This is a genomic window from Caloramator sp. Dgby_cultured_2 (assembly GCF_028872215.1).
Taxonomy (GTDB): Bacteria; Bacillota; Clostridia; order Clostridiales; family Caloramatoraceae; genus Caloramator; species Caloramator australicus.
This window is the reverse complement of record NZ_CP118396.1, coordinates 1,185,497-1,211,398: the sequence shown is the minus strand read 5'-3', so window position 1 is coordinate 1,211,398 and position 25,902 is coordinate 1,185,497. Positions and strand designations below refer to the sequence as shown.

At 31.4% G+C, this 25,902-nt stretch carries 28 protein-coding genes and 10 pseudogenes; all 38 read left to right on the top strand.

Features of this window, described 5'->3' with window-relative positions; all coding sequences use genetic code 11:
* The first annotated feature begins 98 nt into the window (after positions 1-98).
* On the top strand, positions 99-533 hold the full coding sequence (locus PWK10_RS08320) for a hypothetical protein (protein ID WP_274767976.1): 435 nt from the start codon (positions 99-101) through the stop codon (positions 531-533).
* 788 nt (positions 534-1,321) lie between these two features.
* Positions 1,322-1,653: pseudogene (locus tag PWK10_RS19685) on the top strand (shikimate kinase).
* 144 nt (positions 1,654-1,797) lie between these two features.
* The gene (locus PWK10_RS08305; RefSeq protein WP_274767973.1) at positions 1,798-2,061 is read left to right on the top strand and encodes a hypothetical protein; all 264 of its coding nucleotides are present in this window, start codon (positions 1,798-1,800) and stop codon (positions 2,059-2,061) included.
* Between the two features lie 34 nt (positions 2,062-2,095).
* A complete protein-coding gene (locus PWK10_RS08300) occupies positions 2,096-2,512 on the top strand; it encodes a TIM barrel protein (RefSeq protein ID WP_274767972.1) in 417 nt (138 codons plus the stop codon).
* A 215-nt stretch (positions 2,513-2,727) separates the two neighbouring features.
* Positions 2,728-3,189, top strand: coding sequence for a type II 3-dehydroquinate dehydratase (gene aroQ / locus PWK10_RS08295; RefSeq protein WP_274767971.1), 462 nt, complete (start codon positions 2,728-2,730; stop codon positions 3,187-3,189).
* Positions 3,158-4,234 (top strand): aminopeptidase P family protein, encoded by a 1,077-nt coding sequence (locus tag PWK10_RS08290; RefSeq protein ID WP_274767970.1) that lies wholly within the window; start codon positions 3,158-3,160, stop codon positions 4,232-4,234. The genes aroQ and PWK10_RS08290 overlap by 32 nt, the downstream gene beginning before the upstream one ends.
* A 46-nt stretch (positions 4,235-4,280) precedes the next feature.
* Positions 4,281-4,837, top strand: a pseudogene (gene efp / locus PWK10_RS08285) (elongation factor P).
* 61 nt (positions 4,838-4,898) lie between these two features.
* On the top strand, positions 4,899-5,300 hold the full coding sequence (locus PWK10_RS08280; protein ID WP_274767969.1) for a CD1247 N-terminal domain-containing protein: 402 nt from the start codon (positions 4,899-4,901) through the stop codon (positions 5,298-5,300).
* Between the two features lie 107 nt (positions 5,301-5,407).
* Positions 5,408-5,569, top strand: coding sequence for a hypothetical protein (locus PWK10_RS08275; protein ID WP_274767968.1), 162 nt, complete (start codon positions 5,408-5,410; stop codon positions 5,567-5,569).
* A gap of 74 nt (positions 5,570-5,643) precedes the next feature.
* A complete protein-coding gene (locus PWK10_RS08270) occupies positions 5,644-5,859 on the top strand; it encodes a hypothetical protein (RefSeq protein ID WP_274767967.1) in 216 nt (71 codons plus the stop codon).
* Complete coding sequence (locus PWK10_RS08265) at positions 5,856-6,278, top strand: hypothetical protein (RefSeq protein ID WP_342455736.1); 423 nt, start codon at positions 5,856-5,858, stop codon at positions 6,276-6,278. The genes PWK10_RS08270 and PWK10_RS08265 overlap by 4 nt, the downstream gene beginning before the upstream one ends.
* Positions 6,279-6,351: 73 nt before the next feature.
* Positions 6,352-6,869: pseudogene (spoIIIAB, locus tag PWK10_RS08260) on the top strand (stage III sporulation protein SpoIIIAB).
* Between the two features lie 9 nt (positions 6,870-6,878).
* Complete coding sequence (locus PWK10_RS19680) at positions 6,879-7,001, top strand: SpoIIIAC/SpoIIIAD family protein (protein WP_446715311.1); 123 nt, start codon at positions 6,879-6,881, stop codon at positions 6,999-7,001.
* A gap of 85 nt (positions 7,002-7,086) precedes the next feature.
* Positions 7,087-7,473 carry a stage III sporulation protein AD gene (gene spoIIIAD / locus PWK10_RS08245; RefSeq protein WP_274767964.1) on the top strand — a complete coding sequence of 129 codons (387 nt, stop codon included), beginning with the start codon at positions 7,087-7,089 and terminating at the stop codon, positions 7,471-7,473.
* A 12-nt stretch (positions 7,474-7,485) separates the two neighbouring features.
* A pseudogene (gene spoIIIAE / locus PWK10_RS08240) lies at positions 7,486-8,636 on the top strand (stage III sporulation protein AE).
* Positions 8,637-8,641: 5 nt separating this feature from the next.
* The gene (spoIIIAF, locus tag PWK10_RS08235; protein WP_274767962.1) at positions 8,642-9,199 is read left to right on the top strand and encodes a stage III sporulation protein AF; all 558 of its coding nucleotides are present in this window, start codon (positions 8,642-8,644) and stop codon (positions 9,197-9,199) included.
* A 9-nt stretch (positions 9,200-9,208) separates the two neighbouring features.
* A complete protein-coding gene (gene spoIIIAG, locus PWK10_RS08230; RefSeq protein WP_274767961.1) occupies positions 9,209-9,796 on the top strand; it encodes a stage III sporulation protein AG in 588 nt (195 codons plus the stop codon).
* A gap of 58 nt (positions 9,797-9,854) precedes the next feature.
* A complete protein-coding gene (locus PWK10_RS08225) occupies positions 9,855-10,340 on the top strand; it encodes a SpoIIIAH-like family protein (protein ID WP_008909837.1) in 486 nt (161 codons plus the stop codon).
* Between the two features lie 71 nt (positions 10,341-10,411).
* Positions 10,412-10,807, top strand: coding sequence for an Asp23/Gls24 family envelope stress response protein (locus PWK10_RS08220; RefSeq protein WP_274767960.1), 396 nt, complete (start codon positions 10,412-10,414; stop codon positions 10,805-10,807).
* Between the two features lie 55 nt (positions 10,808-10,862).
* Entirely contained in the window at positions 10,863-11,396 is a 534-nt protein-coding gene (gene amaP / locus PWK10_RS08215; protein ID WP_274767959.1) for an alkaline shock response membrane anchor protein AmaP, read from the top strand.
* Between the two features lie 10 nt (positions 11,397-11,406).
* The gene (locus PWK10_RS08210; protein WP_008909834.1) at positions 11,407-11,628 is read left to right on the top strand and encodes a DUF2273 domain-containing protein; all 222 of its coding nucleotides are present in this window, start codon (positions 11,407-11,409) and stop codon (positions 11,626-11,628) included.
* 15 nt (positions 11,629-11,643) lie between these two features.
* A pseudogene (gene nusB / locus PWK10_RS08205) lies at positions 11,644-12,049 on the top strand (transcription antitermination factor NusB).
* Between the two features lies 1 nt (position 12,050).
* Positions 12,051-12,998 carry an O-sialoglycoprotein endopeptidase gene (locus PWK10_RS08200; RefSeq protein ID WP_274767958.1) on the top strand — a complete coding sequence of 316 codons (948 nt, stop codon included), beginning with the start codon at positions 12,051-12,053 and terminating at the stop codon, positions 12,996-12,998.
* A pseudogene (locus PWK10_RS08195) lies at positions 12,973-13,820 on the top strand (bifunctional 5,10-methylenetetrahydrofolate dehydrogenase/5,10-methenyltetrahydrofolate cyclohydrolase). The gene PWK10_RS08200 and the pseudogene PWK10_RS08195 overlap by 26 nt, the downstream one beginning before the upstream one ends.
* Positions 13,813-15,087, top strand: coding sequence for an exodeoxyribonuclease VII large subunit (gene xseA / locus PWK10_RS08190; RefSeq protein WP_274767957.1), 1,275 nt, complete (start codon positions 13,813-13,815; stop codon positions 15,085-15,087). The pseudogene PWK10_RS08195 and the gene xseA overlap by 8 nt, the downstream one beginning before the upstream one ends.
* Before the next feature lie 100 nt (positions 15,088-15,187).
* Complete coding sequence (locus PWK10_RS08185; protein ID WP_274767956.1) at positions 15,188-15,322, top strand: exodeoxyribonuclease VII small subunit; 135 nt, start codon at positions 15,188-15,190, stop codon at positions 15,320-15,322.
* A gap of 1 nt (position 15,323) precedes the next feature.
* Complete coding sequence (locus tag PWK10_RS08180) at positions 15,324-16,199, top strand: polyprenyl synthetase family protein (RefSeq protein WP_274767955.1); 876 nt, start codon at positions 15,324-15,326, stop codon at positions 16,197-16,199.
* 9 nt (positions 16,200-16,208) lie between these two features.
* Positions 16,209-16,646 (top strand): divergent PAP2 family protein, encoded by a 438-nt coding sequence (locus PWK10_RS08175; protein WP_008909827.1) that lies wholly within the window; start codon positions 16,209-16,211, stop codon positions 16,644-16,646.
* Positions 16,647-17,825: 1,179 nt separating this feature from the next.
* A pseudogene (gene dxs, locus PWK10_RS08170) lies at positions 17,826-19,681 on the top strand (1-deoxy-D-xylulose-5-phosphate synthase).
* Positions 19,682-19,699: 18 nt separating this feature from the next.
* Positions 19,700-20,502: pseudogene (locus PWK10_RS08165) on the top strand (TlyA family RNA methyltransferase).
* Between the two features lie 19 nt (positions 20,503-20,521).
* Positions 20,522-21,340 carry an NAD(+)/NADH kinase gene (locus tag PWK10_RS08160; RefSeq protein WP_274767954.1) on the top strand — a complete coding sequence of 273 codons (819 nt, stop codon included), beginning with the start codon at positions 20,522-20,524 and terminating at the stop codon, positions 21,338-21,340.
* 56 nt (positions 21,341-21,396) lie between these two features.
* Positions 21,397-21,856, top strand: a pseudogene (locus PWK10_RS08155) (arginine repressor).
* The gene (locus PWK10_RS08150) at positions 21,856-22,380 is read left to right on the top strand and encodes an AAA family ATPase (RefSeq protein WP_274767953.1); all 525 of its coding nucleotides are present in this window, start codon (positions 21,856-21,858) and stop codon (positions 22,378-22,380) included. The pseudogene PWK10_RS08155 and the gene PWK10_RS08150 overlap by 1 nt, the downstream one beginning before the upstream one ends.
* 47 nt (positions 22,381-22,427) lie before the next feature.
* The gene (locus PWK10_RS08145; RefSeq protein WP_274767952.1) at positions 22,428-22,622 is read left to right on the top strand and encodes a hypothetical protein; all 195 of its coding nucleotides are present in this window, start codon (positions 22,428-22,430) and stop codon (positions 22,620-22,622) included.
* A 47-nt stretch (positions 22,623-22,669) separates the two neighbouring features.
* Positions 22,670-22,888, top strand: a complete 219-nt coding sequence (locus tag PWK10_RS08140; RefSeq protein ID WP_274767951.1) for a hypothetical protein — start codon at positions 22,670-22,672, stop codon at positions 22,886-22,888.
* A gap of 11 nt (positions 22,889-22,899) precedes the next feature.
* Positions 22,900-23,562 (top strand): hypothetical protein, encoded by a 663-nt coding sequence (locus PWK10_RS08135; RefSeq protein WP_274767950.1) that lies wholly within the window; start codon positions 22,900-22,902, stop codon positions 23,560-23,562.
* Between the two features lie 244 nt (positions 23,563-23,806).
* A pseudogene (spoIVB, locus tag PWK10_RS19675) lies at positions 23,807-24,935 on the top strand (SpoIVB peptidase).
* A 135-nt stretch (positions 24,936-25,070) separates the two neighbouring features.
* Positions 25,071-25,874: a sporulation transcription factor Spo0A gene (spo0A, locus tag PWK10_RS08115; RefSeq protein ID WP_274767946.1), complete on the top strand. Its 804-nt coding sequence runs from the start codon at positions 25,071-25,073 to the stop codon at positions 25,872-25,874.
* Positions 25,875-25,902 lie beyond the last annotated feature (28 nt).

The following is a 25,902-nucleotide window of genomic DNA, read 5'->3' as shown; positions in this document are numbered from 1 at the left end:
GCCTGCACGATTGTTTTAATAAATAAAAAAACTAATACGACAAAAAAGATAACTTTAACAATTGGATTTACGAGGATTACAGATAAGTAGTGATGATTATGAGAAAGGGATTTATTGTTGCTAGGACAATTGTGATTGCTGGGATTGTATCAATTCTTTTAATGTCATTTATTAATTTAAATAATAAAATGTTAAACAATATATTTAAAGCCGATGAAATTGAATATATGCTAAATACATGTAGAAGCATTGTGGAGTTGTATAAATCTGAAGAAGAAAGGATAGGGCCAGTAGAAGTTATCGTCCCATTTGATGATTTTGAAGAATTGAAAAGTGAAATACTTTTATTTGGTGTTAGAAATTTTTTAAATTTAAATTTTAATGTTCAAGAAAATAAAAGATATCAATTGATGATAAAAGTATTCAATAATTATGGTTTTGAAATATTTAAAATTAAATGTAAAGGAATAAGGGGTGAGGTAGAGCTTTTTATGCTAAACCATTATGAGAAACAAAGGTTACTTGTTAATTGAAGTTATTATGTATTTTTTAGTAATTAACTTAATATTTATTCTGATTATTGAATTTTATATGTTTTCAAACAAGTTATATAATAATATTTTTAAAGGATTAGAGGGCAGAGAAAATACAAGAATTGCTACCGAATTTTTACAAGATAAAATACTTAGTTCTAAAAATATTTATTTTAATAATGGTATTTTGACGGTTGACAACAAAAAATTTATCTAAACAAAGATGTTTTAATCTATGAATATAACTCTACTCCAGTAGTAGATAAAATAAATTATTTTAACGTTATAGATCTTGGTAGGGGAGTTTATGAAATTCATATATCATCGGGAAGCTATGTTAATAAAGTTATCATTAAAAAAGCGGTAAAAGGGATTTGTAGAACTAATCGTTTTAATTATTTTTGCTGTCTTAATGAGTATATCATTTTTGCATTAAATACAGCTTACAATAATTTCAATGAGATATATCAAATAAAAAATAAAACTCAATCCAAATACTATGCTGAAATAGGACTTAATTATGCAATAGAAGGGATTAAAAATAAGATTTTTACTGGAAACAGGCAATTTTATTTATTATTCGAAGGTGACTATATTAACGTTTCACAGACCCTACTTGGTAAAAGATATGTTTATATAAAGATAATCTGCACTAACGGAGTAGGATACATTACTTACAATATATCTGTCAAGGGAGTTTATAATGATTATTTAACTTATTTAAGTGAGCAGATAACCATTAAAAATGATTAGGAGGTTAAATAGTGAAGAATATTTCTTTAATAGGAATGCCCGGCTGTGGGAAAACTACAATTGGAAGAATATTAGCAGAAGGATTAGGATACTATTTTGTTGATTTAGACGAATATATAGAAAATAAAAGTGGAATGAGAATTGATTATATTTTTGAAAATTTTGGAGAAAAATTTTTTAGAAAATTAGAATCAGAATCCTTAAAAGAGATTATAGCAGGATCAAAAAAGTGATAGCCACAGGCGGGGGCGTTATTACAGTTGAAGAAAACATAGAGATATTGAGGGAAAATTCTTTAGTCTTTTATATAAAAAGAGATTTAAAGGATATATTAAAGGATATTGATATTGAAAAAGACCTTTGCTGAAGGATAATCCTAATGCAATATATGAGCTATATAACAAAAGGCATAAAATATATGAAAAATGTGCACACTTTTTAGTTATCAATGATAAATCAGCTTATGAAACTGCAAAGCATATAATGATGATTGTTAAACGGGAGGTTTAATATGACAACAAAATTTGGACCGTCGGGGATTTCTGATTCTTTTTATGAGGATGGTTATAAATCATCTATTGATTATCCAATGTGGTTAAATAAGATGGGATTGGAACTTTATGAATATTCCTTTGGTAGGGGAATAAATTTAAAGGAAGAAACAGCAATAAAAATAGGAGAGAATTCCAAAAATATGGTATTCAATTATCTATTCATGCACCATATTATATTAACTTTGCAAGCGAAGATGAAGATATTGTCCAAAAATCAATAGGATACTTAAAAAAAGTTCATATTTTGCTAAAATAATGGGAGCAGATAGGGTAGTTTTTCACCCAGGTTCTTCAGCAAAGACAGATAGGAAAAGAGCCTTTGATAATTGTAAAAGAGGAATATATGAAGCAATAGATGAGCTTGTAAAGGAAGAACTATATCCAGATATAATGATATGCCCTGAAACTATGGGAAAACAAAACCAAATAGGAACTTTAGATGAAATTTTAGAGATTTGTGAGTTTGACGAAAAAATAGTTCCCACAATAGATTTTGGACATATTCATGCATTAGGACGAGGAGCATTAAATAGCGTTGATGATTTTGAGTATATTATAAATAAAGTTGAAGAGAAACTTGGAAAAGATAGAGTTAAAGATATCCATTGTCATTTTAGCAGAATAGAGTGGACAAATGCAGGTGAAAAAAGCATTGGACGATTGACGATATAGACTTTGGTCCTGAATTTAAGGATCTTGCAATAGTTCTCGTTAAAAAGATTTATCATTGAGGATAATATGTGAATCAAGAAAAAACATGGCGGAAGATGCATTAAAGCTTAAAAGAATATATCTTGATACATTAAGCAGCTTAAAAGACAAATATTAATTGCATTGTTGGCATAAATTTGATAAAATACAATTGTTGTTTAAGAGGATGTGATCTTATGAAACTTTTAATAATTAATGGGCCCAATTTAAACATGCTTGGAAAACGTGAAGTAGACCTTTATGGAGAATTAACTTACGATGAATTGTGCCAAAAGATATCTGATTTTGCTAAACAGCATAATGTTGAAGTTGATTTTTATCAAAGCAATGTAGAGGGTGAGATAATAAATAAAATTCATTCTGCTGAGGGAATCTATGATGGGATTATTATAAATCCAGGTGCTTATACACATTATAGTATCGCTATTTATGATGCATTAAGGTCTATTCAAATACCAGCTATTGAAGTTCATTTGACAAATATCTATTCGAGGGAGGAATTTAGAAGAAAGTCGGTTATTGCTCCTGCTTGTGTTGGCCAAATAAGTGGTTTTGGCTATTATTCATATATTTTGGCAATTTTTTATTTTACAAAGGGGAAGAAGTATGAATATTTTAAAAAGATTAGAAAATTTTAGAAGTCATTTTGATGAATTAGGAATTGATGCTGCTTTAATCATTGGTGACTACAACAGAAATTACTTAAGTGGATTTACAGGCCATGAAAGTTTTTCAGTCATTTTAAAGGATAAAGCTTACTTTCTAACTGATGGTAGATACATAGAACAAGCTCACAAGGAAGTTGTAGGCTACGAAGTTATAGAATATAAGCCACCTATTTATGATGCCGTTAAAAACATATTGTTAGAAAACGATGTAAAGGTTTTAGGAGTAGAAGAAGATAGGTTTACATTTCAAGATCTAGAAATATATAAAGAAAAATTAGGAGACATAAAAATAGTTAAACTAAATCATACTATTGAAAAGATAAGAATGATAAAGGAAGAAGAAGAAATAGAACTTATCGCAAAGGCTGCTTCAATTGCCGATATGGCCTTTGAACATATTTTAAAATTTATCAAGCCAGGAGTTGCAGAAAGAGATATTGCTTTAGAAATAGAATACTTTATGAAAAAGCAGGGTGCACAAGGGCTGTCCTTTGATTCAATAGTAGTTTCAGGTGCTAGGTCTTCCTTGCCACATGGAACTCCAACTGATAAAAAGTTAGAGTATGGGGATTTTGTAACTTTAGATTTTGGATGTATATATAATGGATATTGTTCTGATATGACAAGAACAATTGTCGTTGGTAAGGCAACAGAAAAGCAAAAGGAGATATACAATGCAGTTTTAGATGCAAATGAAGCGGCATTAAAGGCAGTAAAGGAAGGTATTAGCTGCTTTGACCTTGATAAAATAGCAAGGGATATAATAACTGAAAGAGGATATGGGGAAAGATTTAGCCATGGTTTAGGACACGGAGTTGGAATGGAGGTTCATGAACTTCCAAGGGTTAACTTTAGAAGCAATGAAGTTTTAGAAGCAGGAATGGTTATTACTGATGAACCAGGGATTTATATTCCAGACTTTGGTGGAGTTAGAATTGAAGAATTAGTTGTTGTGACTAAAGATGGATATAGAGTTCTTTCTCATTCACCAAAGCATTTAATTGAAATCGAGTAATTTTTAATAATTTAGATAAAATTCACAATATGGAGGGATAATATTCATGGTTTCAGCTGGTGATTTTAAAAAGGAACTACTTTTGAACTCGATGGACAAGTTTTTACAGTTGTTGATTTTATGCATGTAAAGCCTGGAAAAGGAGCTGCCTTCGTAAGAACTAAGCTAAAGAATGTAGTAACAGGAGCAGTTATTGAAAAATCCTTTAGCCCAACTGAAAAGTTCCCAGAAGCAGTTATTGAAAGAAAGGAAATGCAATATCTTTACAATGATGGAACTTTATATTACTTTATGGACACTCAAACTTATGAACAAATTCCATTAAACTATGATAAGGTAGAAGATGCTATCAAATATTTAAAGGAAAATATGACTGCTATAATCAAGTTCTACAAAGGAGAAGCTTTTTCAGTTGAACCACCAACATTTGTTGAGTTAGAAGTTGTTGAAACTGAACCAGGTGTTAGAGGTGATACAGCAACTAACGCATTAAAACCAGCAACAGTTGAAACTGGTGCTACATTTATGGTTCCGCTATTTGTAAATGTTGGCGATGTTATAAGAATTGATACAAGAACAGGTGAATATATGAGCAGAGTATGATGCATACTATTAATAAGCAGTGGTAAATACCACTGCTTAAATTTTAAAATGGGGTGATTTTATGAACATAGTTAAGGAAAGGGTTTCATACTTAAAAGGGTTGGCTGATGGCCTTGGGATCAATGAAGATACAAAGGAAGGTAGGCTATTAATAGCTATAATCGATGTTTTGGATGAAATCGCTGAGGAAATTGACAGAATATATGATGAGCAGTCTGATCTTGAGGACTATGTTGATGCAATAGACGAAGATTTAACAAGATTAGAGGATGAAATATATGATGAGGATGATGAGGAAGATGGATTTGTAGAAGTTGAATGCCCACACTGCCATGAGAAGATATATCTTGATGAAGATGTTTTTGAAGATGAGGAGGAAGATGAAATTATATGTCCTAACTGCAGTGAACCTATTTTTATAAAAGATGAATGCAACTGTGATGATGAAAACTGCAATTGTTAGTCCCTAAATTTTTAGGGACTCTTTTTTATGCGTAAAATAATAAGTAACTTTTTATCATAAAAAATTGAGGACAATAATAAACTTTATATTAAGAAAGGGGGATATGTTTGATTTTAACGAAAGAAATAATAGAAATATTTCCTGAAGAAATATCATTAGTTTTTAGAAGGACAGAGCCTAACGATATGCAAGGCATTCAAGAAATAAGGCTAAGAGCAAATAAGCCCCTCATGATTGTAAAAAACAATTCAGATTTTTTATTGGGATAAATGGCGGCATTACTTATGATTGTAATAGTGCGTTTTTAGTTGATATTAAGGATATTGAGAGGACGATTCAAAGGATGACAAATTATTCTTTGTATTCCTTTGAAGATGAATTTAGAAATGGCTATTTGACACTAAAAGGTGGTCATAGGGTAGGAATTGTAGGGAGAACGGTTTTAGGCAGTGAAGGTATTAAAACGCTTAAGAATATTTCTGCATTAAATGTAAGAATTGCAAGGGAAATTAAGGGTTGCTCTGATGCAATTGTAAAAAATTATATTCAGATGGTATAAAGCATACTTTAATTATATCACCACCAGGATGTGGTAAAACAACCCTTTTAAGGGATATAATAAGAAATTTAAGTGATGGCAATAAGAGATTAAATGTAAGAGGATATAGAATAGGTGTTGTTGATGAAAGAGGAGAAATAGCAGCATGTCATCAAGGAGTTCCACAGCTTGATGTGGGTTTAAGGACGGATGTATTAGATTCCTGTCCAAAGACATTAGGAATTTATATGCTTTTAAGGTCTATGGGACCTGAAATTATTGCAGTTGACGAAATAGGTGGGGTAGATGATGCAAAAGCAATTCAGGATGCTTTAAAGGCAGGAGTAAAAATTATTGCAACTGCCCATGCAGGAACTTTTGATGAGATTAAGGTAAGAGCTGGTTTTAAGGAAATGATAGAAAATAGTTTTTTGATGTAGTTATAATTTTAAGCAATAAAAGGGGACCGGGCACAATAGAAAAAATTATTTACCTAACATAAAGGAGGGGAAAATGCTAAAGTTAATAGGGGGATTAATTATTATTATAGCATCTACTATAACAGGTTTTTACATATCTCATTTGCTTTATGAGAAGGTAAGGCAGCTTAGGGAACTGCAATATGCTCTTCAGATTTTAGAAAGCGAGATAATTTATTCGGCAGAACCTTTATATGTGGCATTATCAAATTTATCGTTAAAAGTAAATGAACCATTAAAAGGTTTTTTTCTAGATTTAGCAAATTCAATAAAGGATTTTGAGAAGGACACCTTGCATGATATATTTATAAATTCTTTTGACAGACATAAGGATCGCTTTTTGCTAGAAAAGGAAGAAATTGAGGTTTTAGTTAGTTTCTTTTCTAGTTTAGGGACAAGCGATTTAGAGGGACAAAAAAGAATTTTAATTTAACTATGAAAAAACTAGATATGCTTGAAAAGAAGGCGGATGATAAAAGACAAAGAAATGATAAACTGGTTAAATACTTAGGGTTTGCTTCAGGAATACTTATAGTTGTTATACTAGTTTAGGAGGGGATTATGTTTGATGTTAATATTATCTTTAAGATTGGAATGATAGGAATTGTAATAATTATTCTCGATAAAATATTTGATAGCCAAGGTAAAAGCGATTTTGCTACCTTAACTACACTAGGGGAATAATTATAATTTTATTCTTAACAATAAATATGCTAATAAAACTTTTTGATACTGTAAAATCCATGTTCCAATTTTAGAAGGTGATTTCATGGAAATAATAAAGGTTATTTCAATTGCTTTTATAGCTTCAGTATTAATATTATTTATCAAAGAAGACAGGCCTGAGTATGCAGTTCACTTGAGTATAGTTACAGGTTTAATAATATTTTTTATGATGATTTCTAAACTTACTATAGTAATACAAGCCATTCAACAAATTGCTATAAAGGCTAACATAGACTACACATATTTAAGCATTGTATTTAAAATAATTGGAATAGCATATTTGGCTTCCTTTGGGATTGAAATTTGTAAAGATTCAGGTCAAAGTTCTATTGCGGGTAAAATTGAATTTGCAGGGAAAATATTGATATTGATTTTATCTTTGCCCATAATGCTTGCGGTAATCGACTTAATAATTAAAATTCTACCATAGGATGTGGTAAATATGAAAATAATGTTAAAAACATCAGCATTAATATTTTTGTTTTTGTTTTTTATTAACATATATGTATTTTCTATGAATAAAAATCCAACTTATACTGATTTTTCTTCTTTAGAAAAAGTATCGAAATCGTTACAACAAACATATGAATATTTCCCAGAATTAAGTTTAAAAAAGATTTTAGATGATTATAAAAGTTCTGGATCGTTGAAGTTAACTTTTAAGGATTTTACTAAGAATATTATTGGATTTTCGATTAAAGAAATCTTGATTAATTATAGATTGCTGATTGAACTTTTGGTAATTGGAATTATTTCGGCTCTTATGCATAACCTTCAAAATTCCTTTGATGAAAATAGTATAGCTAAAATCGCTAATTTTGCAATATTTCTTTTAATAACTACTATTATAATTAAAAGTTTTACATATGCTATTTCAATTGCAGCTAAAGCTATAACTGATATGGTTGAATTTATGAATGCATTGATTCCGTCGATGATTAGTATTTTGATTGGAACAGGTAGCGTAGCAACAGCAACAACTTTAGATCCGATCATTATGTTTTTTATAAAGTTTTCCAGCGATATAATAAAAAACTTTGTTTTACCTGTAACTATAATCGTTGTAGCTGTCCATATAGTAGATAATTTAAGCGATGATATAAAAATTGGGAAATTAGGGGATTTTATAAATACAATAAATACTTTAGTTTTAGGATTTTTAATGGCGGTTTTTATAGCGATTATTACAGTTAGAGGAATAACAGCTAATACCTTTGATGAAGTGGCTCTTAAAAGCACTAAGTTTGCTGTTGATAAGTTGATCCCAATTGTTGGTGGTGCTCTTTCGGATGCGGTTGCAACTGTTGCAAGCTATTCTTTAATTTTAAAAGATGCTTTGAGCGTATTCGGTGTAGTTATGATTGTTGGAATTTGTGTTTTTCCTCTTATAAAAATAATGGTTATTAGTTTAATTTATAAATTCACTTGTGTAGTTTTAGAACCTATAGTAGACAAAAAATTGTAGAGGGTTTAAATGCAGCTAGTAAATCTTTAACGATTGTGTTTGCCGCTGTTTTATCCGTTGCTGTTATGTTTTTTATAATGATAACTATTTTAGCTTCCGCTGGCAAAGTTATTGTTAATGTTGGGTGATGGGTATGCTGAGTTTTTTCAGTTCTTGGGTTAAGATGATATTGAGTATATATATTTTCGCTACTTTAGTAGAAATAGTCTTGCCTACAAATAAATTTAAAAAATATGTTAGGTTTGTTTTAGGCTTTATAATCTTAATTACAATAATTATGCCTATATTTCAATTTATAGGCAAAAATATTGATGTTGAAAATACCGTCGCGTCATATTATGAAAAATATAGTTTAGAGGATGGAAAGAATACTAATTTGAATGAATACAATAAGCAATTAATTTTGGAGTTTAAAAATAATTTATCAAAGAGAATAGAAGAGGATATAAAAAATAGGTTAAACCTTGAATATGTTGTTAAAGATATAAAAATTGATGAAAATATGAGTTCGCTAAGCTTTGGTAAGGTATACTCATTAACTTTAATTAGAAGCTACAAAAGTAATGTGAAACCAGTTGAAAAGGTAGTAATAGGAAGGACAAATGAGGAAGATGCTGAGACAATAAAGGTAAAAAAATATTTATCTGAGTATCTTAAAATAAGTCAAGATGAAATAACTGTTATAAAGTGAGGGATGGGTATGGATTTAAAGGGCCTTTTAGATAAAAATATGAAAAATCCAAAGAAGTTTATTTTAAACATGATTATAGTAATTTTGATAGGTATTTTGATGATGCTTATTTCAAATGTTTATAAAAGTATCAATTTAGCAGACAAAAAGAAAAAGGAGGAAAAGTCTGTTATTGAGGTTTCAACATATGCTCCACAGCTTACATACGAGGAAAAGTTAAAGAAGGATTTAATAGATATATTAATGCAAATAGATGGTGTAGGAAAAGTTAATGCTATGATTTATTTTGAAGAGGGTGCCAGCACAGTTCCAGCCTACAATGAAAATAATAGCATAAGAAAAATAGAAGAAAAAGATAACCAAGGAGGAACAAGAATTACTACAGAAAATAGCAGAAATATAAATGTTGTTCTTATGAATGAGGGGACTTCGAATAAACCTTTTATTATAAAAGAAATTCGCCCAAGGATTGGAGGTGTTATTGTAGTAGCAGAGGGAGCTAAGAGTCCTTTAATTAAGGAACAAATTATAAATGCAGTGAAAACTGGTTTAAACATTCCAGCAAATAAAGTATCTGTTCTTCCTATGAAAAATTAATTATATAAAAATTATATATATCATATAAATTTATTAGATTATATTTTAGGAGGGGACTATGTCTGATGTAAAAAGACAAACTGCTATAATTGCTGTGCTAATAATGTTAATAGCAGTGGCGGGATGGGCAGCTAAGCGATTTAACGATTCAGCTTATTTAACTACAATAGGTAAAAATGCTGAAAAATTAGAAGCTACTAATTATTTTGCAGAAAGCAGGATCACAAGGCAACAGGAAAGAAGCGTAGTAAAACAAGAGCTTGAAAAAATAATAAATAGCCAGGAGGCAACAAAGTCTGCAAAGGAAGCTGCCACAACTAAATTAATGCAGCTTAACGACAGAGCACTTAAGGAGAGCAAGATTGAGACTCTTATTAAAGAAAAGGGATTTGAAGATGCATTATGTTTTATCGATGATAATGGTGTAGAGGTTTGCGTAAGAGCTGATAATCCACTAACAAGTGAAGAGGCTAATCAAATAAAGGATATTATAGTAAAAACTACAGGAATATCGCCATCAAGAATTACTGTAAGACAGAAATAATTTTTACTTGATTTTTTTATTTAATAGTAATAAACTAATGATAAGGATGGATACGACAGGAGGTGTAATTAATGGAAACAGAAATAAATGTGAATGAAATGGGGCAAGTAAAAATAGCTCCTGAGGTTATATCCCTTATAGCGTCTATGGCTGTAAGTGAAGTTCAAGGAGTTTCAGATTTAACTGCTGGCTTTACTGGGGATATGCTTGAAAAGGTAGGTGTTAAATCACCAGGTAAGGGCATAAAGGTTCAATTAGGAGAAAATGAAGTTTTAATAGATGTTTATTTAATCGTTGAATATGGAGTGGTTATTCCTGAACTTGCAAAGGAAGTTCAAAGGAAGGTAAAGCTTTCTGTTGAAACAATGACAGGAATTAATGTAACTCAAGTAAATGTCCATATTCAAGGCGTAAACTTTCAAAAAGAAGTAAAGGATGACGATAAGTTAAAAAATAACCAAAATTAACCCTCTGCTTGCAGAGGGTTAATTTTGGTTAATTTATGAATAGGGAGTGTTACGAATGAACATTTTAAACAAATTTTTCCTGTTTTTTTATTTAATAATAACTTCTATTTTAGCTTTTGTCGTAGGGTTGATGCCTTTAAATATTTTATCTAATGATTTTATTGTAAGCTTTGTTAAGGAAGCTAATAAAAATTTTTATGTGACTATTTTCGCCTTTGTAGTTTTAGTTATAAATTTAATTGTTTTATTAAATCTTTTTAAGAGGGAAAATTTTAAGCTTGGTGTTTCAAGATATACTTCTGAAGGAGAACTTATTATATCAAATGAAGCTATAAAAGCATTAATTTCGAAATCACTAAGTGACGTAAAAGGATTAAAGGATTTTAAGGTGTTTCTAAAACCCAACAAAGATAAATTAAGTGTAATGATTAAAGCCATAGTATTTCCGGATCACAACATTCCCAATTTAGTATTACAAGTTCAAACGGCTACAAAAACCTACCTAGAGTCTGTTGCTGAGATCCCTGTTGCTGAAGTTAAGGTAATTGTAGATGAAATTGCAAGCAATACGAAGCTTCGAATGGAATAGAGGGATAGTTATGTGGAAAGAATATTTAATCAATTTGTTTAAAAACCATACGGGTAAATTTATAGGAACCCTTTTAGGTTTATTATTTTCTATTCTTGTCCTTGTTATAGGCTTTTTTAAAACTATTTTTATTGTTATTTGCATATTTTTTGGTTATTATATAGGTAAGAAGATAGATAATAATGAAAATCTTCTAAATGACATACAAAATATATTAAACACCTGGAGATAATATGGAGGAATGATCATGGGAAGAAAAAATGCAAGGGAAAAAGCTATGACGTTAATTTACCAGATGGAATTGACAAATTTTCAAGCAGATGAGATAATTAGGGACTTTTTGATAACAATGAATTAAAATTCTCTAATGAAGATATTGAATACATAAAGGATTGCGTTTATGGAGTAGAAAAAATTTAGCTAAAATTGATGAATTGATTGACAAGCATGCGCATGGGTGGAAACTTAACAGATTAGCTAAGGTGGATCTATCGATAATGAGACTTGCTATATATGAAATAATGGAAAGAGAAGATGTGCCTACTCCGGTTGCAATAAATGAGGCTGTTGAACTTGCAAAGATATATGGAACTGACCAGTCACCGGCATTTATTAATGGGGTATTAGCTAAAGTTGTTGAGGAGATTGGCTAGTATGGTTAGAGTTTTAGGAATTGATACAAGCAATTATACAACTTCAATTGCAGTCGTTAGTGAAAATGGAATAGAATTAGATTCAAGAAAAATTTTAAATGTTAAGATGGGTGAAAGGGGCTTAAGGCAATCTGAAGCCCTTTTTCAACATGTAATGAATTTGCCTACGTTATTTGAAGATTTAAGTTGCAGCAATTTAGATGCTGTTTGTGTAAGCATAGCACCAAGACCTGTGGAGGGGTCATATATGCCCGTATTTAGGGCGGGAGAATCCTTTGGGAGGGTGATATCTGTTACTAATTCAATTCCATTATTTTTTACCACCCATCAAGAGGGACATATTGAAGCTGCAATAAGGACAGCTAATCTCAATTTAAAACGTTTTATAGCTTTACATATTTCAGGAGGAACTTCTGAAGTTTTGATGGTTGATAGATTTATAGATTATACAATAAAAAAGATTGGCGGAACAAGGGATATAAGTATAGGTCAATTTTTAGACAGGATAGGAGTGGCACTTGGATTTGATTTTCCAGCAGGAAAATATTTAGATCAATTAGCTATGGGTGTAAGAAATAGCCCTTTAAGAATACCATCCAAGGTAGATGGATTTGATTTTAATTTTTCGGGGCAAGAGACCTTAGCGTTAAAGTATATAGCTGAAGCTAAATCAAAAGAAGAAATAGCACATGCAGCTATGACTTGTGTAGCTAAAACTTTGGAAAAATTAATAAACAATTTGATAATTGAATATAAATTGCCTATACTTTTATTAGGAGGTGTTGCTTCAAGCGAATTTTTAAGAGGAAGGTTAGAAAAAATCTTTGGTAATAATATTTATTTTTCCAATAAAAGATTTGCTTCAGATAATGCAGTTGGGGTAGCATATATTGGATTGAATAAAATATTAAAGGGGAAATATAATGGCAGCCTTAATAATAGATTGTAAATCAATAGCTAAAAACATAAGGGAAGAGTTAAAGGTTAAAATTAGAGAGTATGAGGATAAGAATGGACAAAAATTATGCTTAGCGACTATTATAGTCGGCGGAGATCCTGCATCTGTTTCTTATGTTAGAAATAAAGAAAAGGTTTGTATTGAGGCAGGACTAAAATCCATTACATATGAATTGCCTGAAAGTACCTCAGAAAAAGAACTACTCGATTTGATTAAAAAATTGAATGATGATGAAACTGTTCATGGGATTTTGGTCCAAGTTCCATTGCCAAAACATATTGATGAAGACAAAATAGCTAATGCAATAGCAGTAAATAAGGATGTTGATTGTTTTAACCCTATCAATGCAGGAAAACTTTATAGAGGGGAAAGATGTTTAATGCCCTGCACTCCTAAAGGCATACTAAGAATTTTAAAGGAAATGCAAATTGAAATAAAAGGTGCAAGGGCTGCAGTAGTTGGAAGAAGCAATATCGTTGGAAAGCCAGTTGCTGCTTTGATGCTCCATAATGATGCAACAGTAACTATTTGCCATTCTAAGACTAAAAATTTAAAGGATATTTTAATAGAATCAGATATTGTTATTAGTGCTGTTGGTAAACCTAAATTGATAACTGCAGATATGATTAAAGAAGGTGCTGTAGTCATTGATGCCGGAACAACTTTGGTAGAGGGAAAGCTTGTAGGAGATGTGGATTTTGAAAATGTAGCAAAAAAGCTTCGATGATAACTCCTGTTCCAGGTGGCGTAGGTTCGATGACTACAACAATGCTGATAGAAAACGTTCTGGAGGCAGCGGGAATATATGGATAATTTGATTTTCAGTGTAAGTCAGTTAACAAGATATATAAAAGAAGTGTTTGACTTTGATGAAGTGCTAAATGATGTAATAGTAAAGGGAGAAGTATCAAATTTTAAATTACATTCTTCAGGGCATATGTATTTTACTTTAAAAGATAATGAAGCAAAAATAAAATGCGTTATGTTTAAGGGATATGGTTCTAGACTAAAATTTATGCCAGAGGATGGGATGAACATAATTGCCTATGGCTCTGTGACTGTATATGAGAGGGATGGGCAGTACCAGCTTTATTGTAGCAAGCTGGAACCCGATGGGTATGGAAGCCTTTATCTTGCATTTGAACAATTGAAGGAAAAATTACTAAAGGAAGGACTTTTTGATGAAAAATACAAGAAGAAACTGCCAGTTTTCCCAAGAAAGATTGGAGTAGTAACATCTAGCACAGGTGCTGTCATTAGAGATATTATTAATGTATCCTCAAAACGCTTTTGTGGAATTAGTATTCTTCTTTATCCTGCAAAGGTTCAAGGAGATGGAGCTGCTGAAAGCATAGTTGAAGGGATAAGATATTTTAATACGCGAGATGACATAGATGTTATAATAATAGGAAGAGGTGGAGGCTCAATAGAGGAGCTTTGGGCCTTTAATGAGGAAATTGTGGCAAGAGCAATATTTGAAAGTAGGATTCCTGTAATTTCAGCAGTGGGACATGAAACTGATTATACAATTGCAGATTTTGTTGCTGATGTAAGGGCATCAACTCCATCCCATGCTGCAGAAATGGCAGTTCCCAAATTTGACGAATTAAAATTTAAGATAGATAGTTATCAAGAAGCTTTATACAGGTCTTTGAAAAACAAGATTAAAGGATATCAAATGTTTATTGAAACTTTAAATCAAAAGCTTTTAAGCTATTCACCCAATAATTGGATTGTCCAAAATGTCCAGTATATTGATAATTTGCATAATAAAATTATTCATGTTATAACTAGAAAAATCGACGAACAAAAAAGAAAATTAGATTTGGAAAAGACCCAAATTAGTAATATAGGAAAAAATATTTTGTTTAAACGCAAAGGAGATTTTTCTGCTTTGGTTGGTAAGCTGGACGCTTTGAGCCCATTAAAAATATTAACTAGGGGTTATGCCTTTGTTCAAAAGGATGATAATATAGTTAAGAGTATTGATGAAGTAGAAATAGGAGATAAAATAGTTTTACATCTTAATGATGGAAAATTAAATTGCGATGTTCTAGAGAAGATGGAGGTAAATTTATGAAGGAACAGATTAATTTGAACTTTGAAGAGGCGATAAAAAGGCTGGAGGATATTGTAAAAAATTAGAGAGCGATAGTTTATCTTTAGATGAGTCACTAAAATTGTTTAAAGAAGGAATTGAGCTTTCAGATTATTGCAATAAAAAACTTGATGAAGCTGAAAGACAGATCAATATTATATTGAAGGGTCAAAATGGTGAAGTAACAGAAGAGGAGTTTAAACTCGAGGAGGAATAAGATGGACTTTAAAAAAGCATTTAAAGATAAACAACAACTTATAAATAAAAGGCTCGAAGAACTTCTTTCATATGTTGATGCTCCTCAAATTATTATAGAGGCAATGAAATACAGTTTGTTTGCAGGAGGAAAAAGAATAAGGCCTATTTTATGCATTGCAGTATGTGAGGCTTTAGAGGGGAATTTGGAGGATGTATTGGATATTGCTTGTAGCATTGAGATGATTCATACATACTCGTTAATTCATGATGATTTACCGGCAATGGATAACGATGACTATAGAAGGGGTAAATTAACGAATCATAAAGTTTATGGAGATGCTATTGCGATTTTAGCTGGTGATGGTCTTTTAAATTATGCATTTGAGACATTGCTAAAAGTTCTTAAAAGAAAAAATGACAAAAGATTTGTAGATGCGGCCTTCGAGATAGCAAAAGCCAGTGGCATTACGGGAATGATTGGAGGTCAAGTTATAGATATTACTAACGTTGGCAATATTATAGACGAGAATTTATTGGTTTCAATGCATGAAAGGAAAACTGGAAAGCTTATAGAAGCCTCATGTAATGTAGGGGCAATAATAGCAAATAGATACGAATATTTAGAAATAACAAGGGAATATAGTAAAAACCTTGGTGTAGCCTTCCAAATAGTTGATGATATTCTTGATGTTATAGGAGATGAGAAGAAATTAGGTAAAAGTGTTGGAAAAGATGCGAAAAATAATAAACCTACCTATGTAACTTTATATGGATTGGAAAAATCGCGGGAATTAGCTAAGGAATTTAGTTTGAAAGCTGTAGAACTTGCTAATAAAATAGATAATACAGGATTTCTAAAAGACTTAACAAAATACCTTTTGAATCGTGAAAGTTAGGTGGAAAAAGTGGGTTTGCTTCAAATTCTAAGAAATGAAGTGCTGCTTACAGCTGTTTTAGGATGGTTTGTTGCTCAACTTTTAAAAGTAATCATTGTTTCTATAAAACATAGGAAAATTGATTTATCAAGAATGGTTGGATCAGGCGGAATGCCAAGTTCCCACTCTGCTTTTGTTGTTGCCTTAGCGACAAGAATAGGTTCTTTAAAAGGTTATGATAGCGTTGAGTTTGCTATTGCATTTTGTTTTGCACTTGTTGTAATGTATGATGCAGCAGGTGTTAGAAGGGCTGCAGGTAAGCAAGCAGAAATTCTGAATAGAATTATCGATGATCTTATGCATAATAAACTGAAACAAGAAAAATTAAAGGAGTTAATAGGACATACTCCGATTGAGGTTTTAGCTGGAGCAATATTGGGGCTAATAATAGGATTATACTATAAATAGGTGGCGCAGTATTCTAGTCGGCTAGTCTATTCTGAAGGCGGGGCTAAAAATCCGCTAAAGGGCACATCGATGAAGTTCCTTGTGCTGGCTCGCTACGCCCAGTGGTGGGTTGGTGCTGGGAGTAAGGGGGATGGGGCGACCGCAATGGCATGCGCAATCGACCCTACCCCCGCGGAGACCCTTGTGCGTGGGGAAACCTACGGCAAGGGATTAAACCTGCAAAGCGGTGTTAAGCTGCGTGCAGCGTAGCCTGCCTTGAGCAAGAATGGTGGAGGATAGATCAGATCCATATTCATAAGGCCTAAGAATATGGATTATCGCTATAGGAAACCATTTTTGCAAAAGAGGCTAGGAATAGATGATGCCGCTGAGGAAAGCTCCTAGACTGCTCGTTTTGAGGCAGGATGGGGATTGCAGTGTGGACTAAGTGGTAATCTAGCCTCACATTCGGCAACGTGTGAATTTTCAGTTAAAGGGAAACCGCCTAGGCGGCGACGCCTGGGTCTGAAAATGGGAAAGCCTGCTAGACCTAAGCCGCAAACTTAACTCATCCTGCTGCCACCTAAATTAAATAAAGGTGATGACATGGGGAAAAATAAAAAATAAAGCTCTATAAGAAAAAACTAATAATGAGAATAATATTAGATGGATTTTGGTTATTATTTTCTGGACATTAATTATTTCTTTTGTTATAAATTCCTTAACTGAATTTTTAGTTCCAAATGTAAGCATTTTTAATGCGATCGTCCTATTACTTTTTATAATTTCAATTGGTGTTTTTTTGATATCATAGGTGTTGCAGTTACTGCTGCTGATGAAGAACCATTTCATTCCTTAGCATCGAGGAAGGTTAAGGGGGCAAGTTGGGCAGTTTATCTTATTAGAAATGCAGATAGAGTTTCAAATTTTTGTAATGATGTTATTGGTGATATAGTAGGTATTATAAGCGGAGCAACTGGTGCTGTTATAGCAGCTAATTTATCAGTTTATGTTTTTTATATAAATAAGTCATTAATAGCATTAATAATAAGTTCAATTATTGCAGCACTGACAATTGGCGGAAAGGCTATAGGGAAAAATTTTGCTTTTACTCAAGCTAATAATATTGTTTTTTACTTTGGATATTTTTTAGAAGGAATACTAAAAAGAAAAAAATCAAAAGAAAAAGAGGTAAGGATAATGGCGGTGCTAGAAAAGGTAAATTATCCTAAAGATTTAAAAAATTTATCTTTAAAGGAATTAAATATTCTATCTAATGAGATAAGAAAATTTTTAATAGATAAAGTTTCTAAAACAGGGGGACATTTAGCATCGAATTTAGGGGTTGTTGAGCTTACAATAGCTTTACATAGGATTTTTGATCTACCTAAGGATAAGATTGTTTGGGATGTTGGTCATCAGTGTTATGTTCATAAGATTTTAACAGGACGTAAGGATAGATTTGATACATTAAGAACGTATGGTGGTTTGAGCGGTTTTACTACTCGAAAAGAAAGTGAATATGATGTTTTTGGTGCTGGTCATAGCAGCACATCTATATCTGCTGCCCTTGGAATTGCCAAGGCGAGGGATTTAAAGGGAGAAAAATTTAATGTTATTGCAGTTATTGGAGATGGTGCTTTAACTGGAGGTATGGCCTTTGAGGCGTTAAATGATGCAGGGGCATCAAAGAATGATCTTATTGTGGTTTTAAATGACAATGAAATGTCTATTTCACAAAATGTTGGAAGTTTGGCTATGTATTTAAGTAAGATAAGAACAAGTCCAAAATATATAACAATAAGAAATGATATAGAGCTTTTAGTAAAAAAATACCTGCTTTGGGTAATAACATATATAAGTCGATGGAAAAAATAAAAGAGGGAGTTAAACAACTTGTAATACCTGGGATGCTTTTTGAAGAATTAGGATTTACATATTTAGGACCAATAGATGGGCATAATATTGAAAATTTACTTGATGTTTTCCAAAGAGCAAAAAAATTAAAGGGGCCAATATTAATTCATGTTATTACTAAAAAAGGAAAAGGATATATTTATGCAGAGGATCAACCGGATGTTTATCATGGAGTAGGGCCCTTTGAGGTTGCAACTGGAAACAATTTTACTCAATCTAAAATTACATATTCTGAGGTTTTTGGAGAGGAGTTAATTAAACTTGCAAAGGAAGATCAAAGAATAGTCGCTATAACCGCAGCAATGCCTGATGGAACAGGGTTAAAACCCTTTTCAGAACATTTTAAGGACAGATTTTTTGATGTTGGAATAGCAGAACAGCATGCTGCTACCTTTGCAGCTGGTCTTGCAACGCAGGGCTTAAAACCTATCTTTGCTGTTTATTCAACCTTTCTTCAAAGAGCATATGATCAAGTGGTTCACGACATATGTCTTCAAAATTTACCTGTGGTTTTAGCAATAGATAGGTCAGGAGTTGTTGGAGAGGATGGAGAAACTCATCAGGGAATTTTAGATATATCATTTTTAAGGGTAATTCCAAATTTAACCATAATATCTCCAAAGGATATAGAAGAGTTTAAAATGATGATTAAATGGGCTATAGATTTTAATAGACCAATTGCTATACGATATCCACGAGGTGGAGATTTAAATGTTCAATTTGAAAAGTATGATGAGATAAACTATGGAAGATGGGAAGAATTAACTATAGGCAAGGATGTATGTATAATATCAACAGGAAGATTAACACAAAACGCTAAATTGGTTATAGAAAAGCTAAATAAACATAATATTTTTCCAACTTTGATTAATGCAAGGTTTATAAAACCGTTAGACAATAGATTGTTGGATGAGATTTTTAAAGATTACAATATAATTTTTACAATTGAAGATCATTACTTAAGTGGAGGGTTTGGTTCTGCAGTTCTTGAATATGCAGCTAAGAAAAATTATAAAGGTAAAATCAGAAACATTGGTTATCCTGATGAGTTTGTAACACATGGGAATATAAGTTTACTTTACAAAAAGTATAATTTGGATGTTGAGGGCTTATACAACACTATTTTAAAAGAAATTTAGGAAAAGGGTAAGGTGATTATGAGCAAGGAAAGAATTGATGTATTATTAGTTCAGAAGGGGTTTTTCGATACAAGGGAAAAGGCAAGAAAAAATATAATGGCAGGATTGGTATTTGTTGATGGAGTTAGAGTTGATAAAGCGGGGAAAAGGTGGATATTGATTCAGAAATTGAAATAAAAGGAAACGCAATACCTTATGTTAGTAGAGGTGGACTTAAATTAGAAAAGGCTTTATTAAGTTTCAACATTAACCTAAAAGATAAAGTTACAATTGATATTGGAGCTTCAACTGGTGGATTTACAGATTGTATGCTCAAAAAGGTGCAAAAAAGTTTTTGCTATAGATGTTGGGTATGGTCAATTGGCATGGGATTTAAGAAATGACCCAAGGGTTGTAGTTATGGAAAGAACAAATATAAGATTTGTAAAGCCTGAAGATTTAGGAGAATTTGCCGACTTTGCATCAATAGATGTATCCTTTATATCCCTCAAATTAGTGCTACCTGTGGTAAAAGGTTTATTAAAAGATGAAGGCGAAATAGTTGCATTGATAAAGCCTCAATTTGAAGCAGGAAGGGAAAAGGTTGGGAAAAAGGGAGTAGTAAGGGATCCTGATGTTCATAGGGAAGTGATAAAAGAAATAATCGATTTTGCAAAATCGATCGATTTAACGATAAAAGGATTGCAATTTTCACCAATTAAAGGTCCGGAGGGAATATAGAATATCTTCTTTACCTTTCTAAAAATATCGATAACGGCATCGAAAACTTAGAATCATTAATAATAAATATAGTAAATGAAGCCCATAGTGAATTAAAATAGATGAAAAGATGGGATGAACATGATGAACATAGCAGTATTAGTAAATAGAACAAAGGATTTCAATTTAACAGTAACAAGAAAGCTTGTTAATTGGTTAATAGAAAGAAATTGTAATGTTATTTTAGAAAGGGATATAGCAGGCGAGCTTAACCTAGAAGGATTAGGATATAATGAAGAAGATATCTTTAAAAGTTCGGATTATTTAGTTGTTTTAGGCGGAGATGGAACCATATTAAATGTTACAAGAAGACAAATTCCTTTTATAAAGCCAATATTGGGCATTAACTTTGGACATTTAGGCTTTATTACGGAAGTGGAAAAAGAGTTTATGTTTGACGCTCTTTCAAAACTTCTAAATTATGATTTTAAAATTGAAAGAAGAATGATGTTAAAGGCACAAATTTACAGAGAAGAGCAACTAATAAAGGAGCTTTATAGTCTAAACGATATCTGTATTACTAAAGGAACATTATCAAGAATAATTGAACTTGACACATTTATAGATGATAAGGTAATGGAAACATATAGGGGAGATGGCCTTATCGTTTCTACTCCTACAGGTTCAACTGCCTATTCCCTTTCTGCAGGAGGACCAATCGTTTATCCTGAGCTTGATATTATTGTTGTTACCCCTATATGTCCACATAGCTTAAATTCAAGGTCAATAATAATAGGGAGCAATAAAACTTTAGAAATAAATATTGTAAGTGCAAATGAAGGTGTTTGCCTAACCGCCGATGGCCAATTAGGATTAGAACTTGAAAGAGGGGATAGGGTATTGATAACAAAGGCTCCTTATAACGCAGAGTTTATAAAACTTTACAATAGAAGTTTTTGAAGTTTTGCAAAAAAATTAAAGGAATTTTCCAGCTGAGGGAAGAAAGGGGTTTTATTATGAAAATTACCAGACATTCAAAAATACTTGAAATAATAACCCAAAAGATATTGAGACTCAAGAGGAACTTGTTGATGAATTAAAAAAGAGGGATTCGATGTTACTCAAGCTACAGTTTCAAGGGACATTAAAGAACTCAAGCTTATAAAGGTGCAAACAAAGGATGGCAAATATAAATATGCTCCCTTTTCGTATCAAAACAATGCACTTTATGATAAACTTGTTAGTATCTTTTCACAAACTGTTTTAGATATAGACTGTGTTGGAAATATGATAGTGATTAAAACATTATCAGGTTCAGCTTCAGCCGCAGCAGAGTCTATTGATTCTTTGAAATTTGATGGAATAGTTGGGACAATAGCGGGGGACAATACAATATTTGCTCTTGCAAGAACTAACGAAAAGGCTCAGGAGATTGCTCTGAGGATGAAAAGGATTTTAAATAAGGAGGTAGATTAATGCTCCTTGAGTTATATATAAAAAACTTTGCCTTAATAGATGAGGTAAAATTAGAATTTTCCAACAATTTAAATATATTAACAGGAGAAACTGGTGCTGGAAAATCAATTATAATAGATAGTATTAATTTTCTTTTGGGAGAAAAACAAAATAAAGATATAATAAGAAGAGGCAAGGATTTTGCTTATGTAGAAGGCGTATTTTTATGTAATAATGAAAAACTTCAAGAAGAATTGAGGAATTTCGGAATTGATTTTGACGAACATGTAATAATTTCCAGGGAAATTAATATTAATGGAAAAAATATATCCAGGATAAATGGTAGGACGATAACTGTAAACTTTTTAAAGCAAATAGCTCAATATTTAATCGATGTCCATGGACAGCATGAACATCAGTCCCTTTTAAATGAAGAAAATTATATTTACATATTAGATTCTTTTTATTCTGGTGAGGAACTTAGTTCTATTAAAATAAAATATGTAGAACATTATGAAAAATTTAATAAAATAGACAAAAAATAGAAGAGTTAAAAAGAGATGAACAATATAAGCTTCAAAAATTAGATATTTTGTCTTTTCAAATTGATGAAATAGAAAGAGCTAATTTAAAAATTGGAGAAGAGGAAGAACTTATTAAAAGAAGAAATTTACTTTCAAATGCTGAGAAAATTTATTCTTCATTAGCAAATGCTTATGAAAGTCTTTATCAAAAAGTGAAGGCTATTCTGCATTTGATGAAATTTCCTTTAGCCTTTCCCAAATAGATAACATAAGTAAATTTGATGATTCCTACCAAAATTTAAAAAGGGATTTGGAGGATGTTTATTATAGGCTTGAAGATATAATAGATAGATTAAGGGACTTTAAAGAAAAAATCGAATTTAATCCAGATGAATTGAACTTAATTGAAGAAAGGCTGGACTTAATTAATAGGCTTAAAAGAAAATATGGAAAAAGTATTGAAGAGATAATGGAATATTATGAAAAAATAAAAGATGAATATGAAAATATAGAAAACAGTGAAAAATAATAGACGAGCTATTGAAGGAACGTGAAGAATGCTTCAATAAGTTAACTCATTATGCTGATATGTTGACTAAATTAAGAAAAGAAGCAGCAGAAAATCTATCTAGAAGGATTGAAGAAGAATTAAGATATTTAGGTATGGAAAGAGCTAAATTTTTTGTTTGTGTTAATGAAATGGATAAATTTTCACAAAACGGTAAAGATGAAGTTCAGTTTCTTTTTAGCGCCAATCCAGGTGAATCTTTAAAAAAATTAAATAAAGTTGCATCAGGTGGAGAAATTTCAAGAATTATGCTAGCTATAAAAACAGTTATTGCAGATATAGATGAGATTCCAACTCTAATTTTTGACGAAATTGATACGGGAATAAGTGGAAGAACTGCCCAAGCAGTTGCTGAGAAAATGTGCCTTATTTCAAAAACTCATCAAATACTTTGTGTTACTCACTTACCTCAAATTGCTGCAATGGCAGACAAACATTTTGTAATTAATAAGGAGACAAGTGATGAGAAAACGACAACAACTGTTCATCACCTTAATGATAACGAAAAGGTTAATGAAATCGCGAGAATGGTCGGTGGGGCGATTGTAACAGAATTAACTATAAAACATGCTAAGGAAATGATTGAAATAGCGAATAGATTGAAACAAACAATAAAGGCTAGTGGAAGAATTTAATATCTTCTACTAGTCTTTTTAATTTTATAGATAAAATAGACATTGTCCAAGAATGCCCAATATGACAGTATTATTCTAGTATATATGGACAATAAAAAGGTTAATTTAGATATAGAGAAAGGAAGGTGAGAGGAATAAAAAGGAATAAGGAGTGATAAATTTGAAATGTTTGAAAAGCTTAAAACAAAAGTTTATATATATAACTTTATTCCTATCCTTAATAATAGTAAGTGAAATTTTATATATGCCTTCTACTATAAATGCTACAGAAAACGAAATATCAAGTGAATTTCTTTATAAAAATGTTTTAAAGAATAAATATTTATTTAAAGTAGAGGGGAATATAAATAAAAATCAACCCAAAATTGATTTTAAGATAAAGTTGTTAGGGTTAATTCCAGTTAAAACAATGACGGTAAATGTTACTCCTGAAATTAGGCTATTTCCAGGTGGACAGCCGATCGGAGTTAAGATATATAGTTATGGCCTAATAGTAGTAGGCTTTTCGGATATAGAAACCAGTGAAGGATTTAAACAAAGTCCTGCTGCAATAGGTGGCGTTGAGATAGGAGATCTTATAATAGAAGCTGAAGGCAAGGAATTAGAAAACGTATATGACCTTCTAAGTATTGTTAAAAACTCAAAAGGAGAAGAAATAAAGCTAAGAATAAAAAGAAAAGGAGATATTAAAATCATAAAATTAAAGCCTATAAAGGCAAAAAACAATGATTATAAAATAGGATTGTGGGTTAGAGATTCAACTTCAGGCATAGGAACATTAACCTATTATGATCCTAAAAACAAAAATTTTGGAGCTTTAGGACACCCTATAAATGATGTTGATACAGGGATGCTATTTCCGTTAAAAAGGGAAAGATATATGATGCCAATATAATAGCAATAGAACAAGGACTTAGAGGCAAACCAGGAGAATTAAAGGGGATATTCATGGATGATTCTTCATTAGGGGAAATTGAAAAAATACTGTTTGTGGTATTTACGGAAGATTGTTAAAAGTTTATAATAATAATATATACGAAAATCCGATGCCAATAGCACATCAATATGAAGTTAAGGAAGGACCAGCTACAATTTTAACAACTTTAGACGGAAATACAGTTAAGGAGTATGATATTGTAATAGAAAAAATTATTCAACAAACAAAACCAAGTCCTAAAAGCATGATAATTAGAATAGTAGATCCTGAACTTTTAGCAAAAACTGGAGGAATTGTTCAAGGAATGAGTGGTAGCCCAATTTTACAAAATGGGAAAATAGTAGGGGCAATAACCCATGTTTTTATTAATAGACCTGATATGGGATATGGAATATATATAGAATGGATGCTTAAAGAACAAGGGTATGATTTATAGTCCCCTTAATTTTTTTAACAGTTTTTTTCATTTTATTTCAATTTTTAAAAAATTTTTTAATTTGTTAGCAGGATTTTTATTTGATTTGTCGAATAGATATATTGTTAGATAATGGAAATGTGAGGGGGTTATTCGATGGAGGATAGAAAAATAAAAATTGTAATTGCAGACGATAACAAAGAATTTACAACAATTCTCAGTGAATACCTTAGGACTCAAGAGGATTTTGATGTGGTTGGTGTTGCAAAGGATGGAATTGAGGCAGTTAAGCTTGTAGCAGCTAATAAACCGGATGTTTTAGTTTTAGACATAATAATGCCTCATTTGGATGGATTGGGTGTTTTGGAAAAGTTAAATTCGATGGATGATATTCCAATGCCTAAGGTAATAATTTTATCTGCAGTTGGACAAGATAAGATTACTCAAAGGGCTATTAACTTGGGAGCAGAATATTACGTAGTTAAGCCCTTTGACATGGATATATTTAGCAAAAGAATCAGACAACTCTTTGCATCTTCAGGATCAGCACCAGAAGTAAGGAGAACTAATGTTAGTGTATCAGAAACCATACATATAAATAATTCAAATTCTTTAGAAGCAGAAATAACAAATATTATACATGAAATAGGGGTTCCAGCTCATATAAAGGGGTATTTATATTTGCGTGAGGCAATACAAATGGTTGTAAATGATATAGAGTTATTAAGTGCAGTAACAAAGGAATTATATCCGTCAATAGCTAAAAAATATAATACAACAGCAAGCAGAGTTGAAAGAGCTATAAGACATGCAATTGAAGTTGCTTGGTCAAGAGGAAAAGTGGAAACGATTAATAGAATTTTTGGATATACAGTTCATAATGACAAGGGAAAACCGACAAATTCTGAATTTATAGCCATGATTGCTGACAAATTAAGATTAAAACAGAAACTTGGATAAAAAATAGGCTATTCCGAAAGGAATGGCC

What these genes read in the sequence shown, in the direction of transcription:
- PWK10_RS08300 (WP_274767972.1), top strand. Translation starts at nt 2,096, where the DNA reads ATGGGAGCAGATAGGGTAGTTTTTCACCCAGGTTCTTCAGCAAAGACA.
- PWK10_RS08200 (WP_274767958.1), top strand. Translation starts at nt 12,051, where the DNA reads ATGGTTAGAGTTTTAGGAATTGATACAAGCAATTATACAACTTCAATT.
- PWK10_RS08150 (WP_274767953.1), top strand. Translation starts at nt 21,856, where the DNA reads ATGCTCCTTGAGTTATATATAAAAAACTTTGCCTTAATAGATGAGGTA.
- spoIIIAG (WP_274767961.1), top strand. Translation starts at nt 9,209, where the DNA reads ATGGATTTAAAGGGCCTTTTAGATAAAAATATGAAAAATCCAAAGAAG.
- PWK10_RS08180 (WP_274767955.1), top strand. Translation starts at nt 15,324, where the DNA reads ATGGACTTTAAAAAAGCATTTAAAGATAAACAACAACTTATAAATAAA.
- PWK10_RS08160 (WP_274767954.1), top strand. Translation starts at nt 20,522, where the DNA reads ATGATGAACATAGCAGTATTAGTAAATAGAACAAAGGATTTCAATTTA.
- PWK10_RS08210 (WP_008909834.1), top strand. Translation starts at nt 11,407, where the DNA reads ATGTGGAAAGAATATTTAATCAATTTGTTTAAAAACCATACGGGTAAA.
- PWK10_RS08320 (WP_274767976.1), top strand. Translation starts at nt 99, where the DNA reads ATGAGAAAGGGATTTATTGTTGCTAGGACAATTGTGATTGCTGGGATT.
- PWK10_RS08290 (WP_274767970.1), top strand. Translation starts at nt 3,158, where the DNA reads ATGAATATTTTAAAAAGATTAGAAAATTTTAGAAGTCATTTTGATGAA.
- PWK10_RS08280 (WP_274767969.1), top strand. Translation starts at nt 4,899, where the DNA reads ATGAACATAGTTAAGGAAAGGGTTTCATACTTAAAAGGGTTGGCTGAT.
- PWK10_RS08305 (WP_274767973.1), top strand. Translation starts at nt 1,798, where the DNA reads ATGACAACAAAATTTGGACCGTCGGGGATTTCTGATTCTTTTTATGAG.
- spo0A (WP_274767946.1), top strand. Translation starts at nt 25,071, where the DNA reads ATGGAGGATAGAAAAATAAAAATTGTAATTGCAGACGATAACAAAGAA.
- PWK10_RS08270 (WP_274767967.1), top strand. Translation starts at nt 5,644, where the DNA reads ATGACAAATTATTCTTTGTATTCCTTTGAAGATGAATTTAGAAATGGC.
- amaP (WP_274767959.1), top strand. Translation starts at nt 10,863, where the DNA reads ATGAACATTTTAAACAAATTTTTCCTGTTTTTTTATTTAATAATAACT.
- PWK10_RS19680 (WP_446715311.1), top strand. Translation starts at nt 6,879, where the DNA reads ATGTTTGATGTTAATATTATCTTTAAGATTGGAATGATAGGAATTGTA.
- spoIIIAD (WP_274767964.1), top strand. Translation starts at nt 7,087, where the DNA reads ATGGAAATAATAAAGGTTATTTCAATTGCTTTTATAGCTTCAGTATTA.
- aroQ (WP_274767971.1), top strand. Translation starts at nt 2,728, where the DNA reads ATGAAACTTTTAATAATTAATGGGCCCAATTTAAACATGCTTGGAAAA.
- spoIIIAF (WP_274767962.1), top strand. Translation starts at nt 8,642, where the DNA reads ATGCTGAGTTTTTTCAGTTCTTGGGTTAAGATGATATTGAGTATATAT.
- PWK10_RS08225 (WP_008909837.1), top strand. Translation starts at nt 9,855, where the DNA reads ATGTCTGATGTAAAAAGACAAACTGCTATAATTGCTGTGCTAATAATG.
- xseA (WP_274767957.1), top strand. Translation starts at nt 13,813, where the DNA reads ATGGATAATTTGATTTTCAGTGTAAGTCAGTTAACAAGATATATAAAA.
- PWK10_RS08220 (WP_274767960.1), top strand. Translation starts at nt 10,412, where the DNA reads ATGGAAACAGAAATAAATGTGAATGAAATGGGGCAAGTAAAAATAGCT.